The sequence below is a fragment of the Verticiella alkaliphila genome, from assembly GCF_018904615.1.
Classification (GTDB): Bacteria; Pseudomonadota; Gammaproteobacteria; order Burkholderiales; family Burkholderiaceae_B; genus Verticiella; species Verticiella alkaliphila.
On record NZ_JADCNH010000083.1, the window covers coordinates 1 to 4,081 of the forward strand.

6 protein-coding genes are annotated in these 4,081 nt (G+C 65.7%); 4 read left to right on the forward strand and 2 right to left on the reverse strand.

The features are described 5' to 3' along the window. Positions 1-977: 977 nt before the first annotated feature. Positions 978-1,259, reverse strand: coding sequence for a type II toxin-antitoxin system YafQ family toxin (locus tag IMZ29_RS22150; RefSeq protein ID WP_011114071.1), 282 nt, complete (start codon positions 1,257-1,259; stop codon positions 978-980). Further along, complete coding sequence (locus IMZ29_RS22155; protein WP_011114070.1) at positions 1,246-1,509, reverse strand: type II toxin-antitoxin system RelB/DinJ family antitoxin; 264 nt, start codon at positions 1,507-1,509, stop codon at positions 1,246-1,248. Before IMZ29_RS22155 ends, IMZ29_RS22150 begins: the two co-directional genes overlap by 14 nt. Before the next feature lie 172 nt (positions 1,510-1,681). On the opposite strand from IMZ29_RS22155, the gene IMZ29_RS22160 reads away from it, so the two are divergent. Genes IMZ29_RS22160 through korC form a run of 4 tightly spaced genes read left to right on the forward strand, consistent with a single transcriptional unit; the run spans position 1,682 to position 3,867 of the window. Then, positions 1,682-2,110, forward strand: coding sequence for an antirestriction protein (locus tag IMZ29_RS22160; RefSeq protein WP_011114069.1), 429 nt, complete (start codon positions 1,682-1,684; stop codon positions 2,108-2,110). 44 nt (positions 2,111-2,154) lie between these two features. Beyond that, positions 2,155-2,373, forward strand: a complete 219-nt coding sequence (locus IMZ29_RS22165) for a hypothetical protein (RefSeq protein ID WP_012478187.1) — start codon at positions 2,155-2,157, stop codon at positions 2,371-2,373. Positions 2,374-2,384: 11 nt separating this feature from the next. Then, a complete protein-coding gene (locus tag IMZ29_RS22170) occupies positions 2,385-3,593 on the forward strand; it encodes a hypothetical protein (RefSeq protein ID WP_011114068.1) in 1,209 nt (402 codons plus the stop codon). Between the two features lie 16 nt (positions 3,594-3,609). Then, positions 3,610-3,867, forward strand: coding sequence for a transcriptional repressor KorC (gene korC, locus IMZ29_RS22175; RefSeq protein WP_011114067.1), 258 nt, complete (start codon positions 3,610-3,612; stop codon positions 3,865-3,867). The last annotated feature ends 214 nt before the right edge of the window (positions 3,868-4,081 follow it).

Sequence of the window (4,081 nt, forward strand, 5' to 3'; positions counted from 1 at the left end):
GATCTACCAACACCACCTCCGCGCCAGTGCTAGCTTTTCGTACCGTCACTTATTGCACTGAAAACGAGGAGACCCCGCCCTGCCCCACCGGCGCGGCCGTTGTGGACAGTTTCGGGACAAGTCGGCCGAGGCCGGCCGGCGCAGCCCTGACGTTGACACTTGAGGGGCAGCGGGGCCGGCGCGATGTTGACACTTGGGGGGCAGCGGCCGATTTCGGCCTGGTCGAGCCGTCCAGGCGGCCGCCGAGGCGGCCTAAGTGCCTGATCGGCATGGAGTTATCCACCGAAGTTGTGGATAACCCTGTTAGGAACCCTGCCCCGGTATTGACACTTGAGGGGCGGCCCTACTGACACTTGAGGGGCGCGGTTCTTGACACTTGAGGGGCAGCGTATTGACACATGGGGGGCTTATCCATTGACACTTGAGGGGCGGCCTCTTCGCGCTTTTCCTTGGCGTGACAACGGTTTACGCGCGTTTTTCGGTCATGCTAACCAGGTTTTTAACCGTCTTTATAACCTTTTTATATAACCAGGTAGTTTTAACCAGAGGCTGGCGAAAAAAACGGCAACACGGCCCAAGCTACCGCGCAGCATGACCGGCCGCCGAAGGGGGGAAACCCCCCTTCTCGATCCCACCCGGCCGCAAGCGGCCTCCCATCCCCCCAGGGGCTACGCCCCTCGGCCGCCTTGCGGCCTCACCCCACAATGGAGCGCCTTCGGCGCTACGGCTTAGGAGAGCCAGGCGCAAGCGCCTGGCGGAAGGCAGTAAGTTCGAGAGCTTGCGAGGGGGCAAAGCCCCCTCACACTCCCCAACCAGGTCGCCGCGGTTCGACCGGCCGCGCGATCCTCAAGCATCGCAGCAGCTCCACCGCCGCAGGTTTTACGCCAAGGAAGGGGGTCGGCCAGCTCGGCCGGTGGCGCGGAAAGCGCCCCTCAAGTGTCAATGAAACGTGAGACGCGGGGCCAGGCCCGCGCCGATCACAAGCCGAGTTCGGAGTGAGAGCCGAGGCGCACCAGGCGCAGCGTGTCGGCGTCGGGCTTCTGGTAGATCAGCACCAGGTCGGGCTTGACGTGGCAATCCCGGTGATCCTTCCAGTCCCCGGTCAGCGCGTGGTCGCGGTGCCGAGGTTCCAGCGGCTGGTCGTCGGCGAGCGCGACCAGGACGGGCACCAGGTCGGCGTCGAGCGTGGCCCGGTGCTGCCCTTTCGCCTCGCGCTTGTAGTCGCGCTTGAACTGGCCGGTGCGCTCAATCTGCCGCATGCAGATCGGCCATCAGATCGTTGACGGTGGCGAAGCGCGGCAGCTTGCCCTTGCGGGCTTCCTTCATCGCCTCGATGGTGGTGGCGTTCGGAATCAGCGGCTCGAAGGGCAGCGCCTTGTCCTGGGCCACCTTCGTGAGCAGCAGCCGCACCGCGTCGGACACGGTAAGGCCCATCGCGGCCAGGACGGCCGCCGCTTCTTCCTTGATCGCGCCGTCGATGCGCGTTTGTACGAGCTGGTTTGCAGCCATGATTGGTTCTCCGGTTGGGTTCGTGAATTACATTGTAATGCACGCCAAGGGAAAGGGCAAGGTTTAGCGGCTAAAACGTTTAGCTAAAGTGCTTGACGATTAGGACATTTTGCCCTAATATAGCACTTGAAGGCCGGGCATTTCGCCCAGGTCAACTACCGGAGAAAGTCCGATGAACACCCAAGAGCAACCCGTTACCGCTTCCCTGGTCGCCGAGGCCCAGCGCCTCGACTTCCTGCCCGCCTACTTCGGCCCGCGTCTGATGATGCGCGGCGAGGCCCTGGTGTATGCCTGGCTTCGCCGGCTCTGCGAACGCTACAGCGGCGCGTATTGGCACTACTACACCTTGTCGGACGGCGGTTTTTACATGGCCCCCGACCTGGCCGACCGCCTGGAGATCGAGGTGGACGGCAACGGCTTCCGAGGCGAGTTGTCGGCCGACGCCGCCGGCATTGTCGCAACCCTGTTCGCGCTGGGTCAGCTCGCGGCCGAGGCCGCCGACACGGACGCCGGCGATGCCCTGATCGACCGCTATCACTTCCTGCGCGGCTTCGCAGCCAGCCACGCCGAGGCGGCCGCGATCTACCGGGCTATTGACTGATGAGGGGCGGCCCCGGCTTCGGCCGGGGCTTCCAGGAGGCGACCATGACCAGGAACAACGCTCCCCAGGCACCGACGAACAGCTACGCGACGGACGGCAAGTGCCACAACGCCGAGCCGGGCACCTACGGCCACGAATGCGGCAAGCCGGCCGCATGGATCGGCACGAACCACAAGGGGTTCAGCTCGGGATTCTGCGACGACTGCAAGCGCCACGGCTACGAAGCCCGCGACGTGATCGCGTGGCGGCGTGCTGACACTTGAGGGGCCGGCCGATGGCGAAGAAACGCAAGACGCCGGCCCAGCCGGGCCAGGACTGGAACGCGCCGGCGGCCGAGCTGCTGGCCGAGCTGCCCACCGACCGCGACGAGCTGCTGGCCGCCGCCGTGGCGGCCGTGGTGGAGATCGACGCGGCGATCATGCGCGGTGACGGTGCGGCCGCCGAGGCGGCCAGCGACCGATACGAGGCCGTCATCTGGAAGATGAACGGCGGAACGCACGTGGGCAGCATGGCCGACCACGACGCGCCCGGCCAGGTCATCGAGCGCCATTGCGCGGCGGTGCCTGGCGACGTGCCCTTGTGGGGCCAGCGCGGCCAGTTCCTGGTCGCGGATGGCGACATGCGCGCCCTGGTGGAGTACGAGGCCGGCTACGGCGGGCCGCTGGGTGCCCACTTCCAGTTCCACGTCATCGACCTGGACAGGCCGTTTATCTCCGAAACGGGCTACCGCTCGCACTTCGACACGGCGCAGGGCTGCATGACGGTGGACGAGGTTGCGCGCGGCATCCTGGCTGCGCAGCGAGCCGAGAAGAAGCGCCCGGTGATGGTCGAGGCCAGCTACCGCGACCGCCTGGCCGATGCTCCCCTGCCCGCTTGGCTGGCCGGCTTGGAGCCGCCGGCGCGGCGCGCACCGGCGACCGTCCTGGTGCCGCCGGGGTTCGTCCTGGTCGATGTGGTGCTGCCCTCGCATCGGGCCTTCATCGCCAGGCGCTGGGCGGCCGAGGCCGCGACCAGGATCAAGGCGGCCAGGGCCGCCGGGTTGGACGCCAAGGGAAAAATCACCGGCGCAGGCCCGGAGCGAGATCCCGCATCGCCAGAAACGACGATGACCTGCAGCATCGTCAAAGCCGACGATGCCGAGCCGGGCGAGGGCGGGCCTGTATCGCCGGAAACAACGATGCCGCGAGCGAGCGCGGCAACCTGCAGCATCGCCAGGAATGGCGATGGAGGCCCGGCCGACCTGGTGGAGTTCAAGCCCGGCCAGCGGTGCGAGATCGTGAGCGTCCATCACCCGGTTTTCGACCGCTACATCGGCAAGCGCATCATCATCGTGAAGGTGCATCCCGACACCCGCCAGGTGTGGGCGCACGACGACAGGCCGGTAACGTACAAGACCAATCGCGCAGGCCGGCGCGTGGTCGATTCAGACCCGAGCTGCATCCAGTCGATCTACGGCTTCGACCAGTTGCGGCTTATCACTTGACCAGGAGAACGAACGAATGACGAACGACGCCAATATCCGGCTGGAGTGCTTGAAGCCGGCCGAACGCTGGGCGCAACCGACCGGCGAGGAAGTCCGAGAGGTGCTGCGCCTGGCCGGGTTCAGCGGCAGCAAGGCCGCGAAGGCGCTGGGGCTGGGCGCGAAGGGCGACCGCACGATCCGCCGCTGGATCGGCGAGGACACCCCGATTCCCTATGCGGCATGGGCGATCCTGTGCGACCAGGCCGGGCTGGGCGTGATCTGGAAAGAGGATTGACGCCAAGGGAAAGGTTTTAGCGGCTAAAGTTTAGCCTTCGGATTCCGGTAAAGCGAAAAAAGTTTAGCTAAAGTGCTTGACAGGTTAGGGCATTTTGCCCTAATATAGCACTTGAAGGCCGGGCACATTGCCCAGGTCTGTCGGCGCCGATCCAAATCTGAGCCACCGTGCCGACCGAATATTGAGCCAGGGGTGGGGGCCGGCCTTCAGAGGG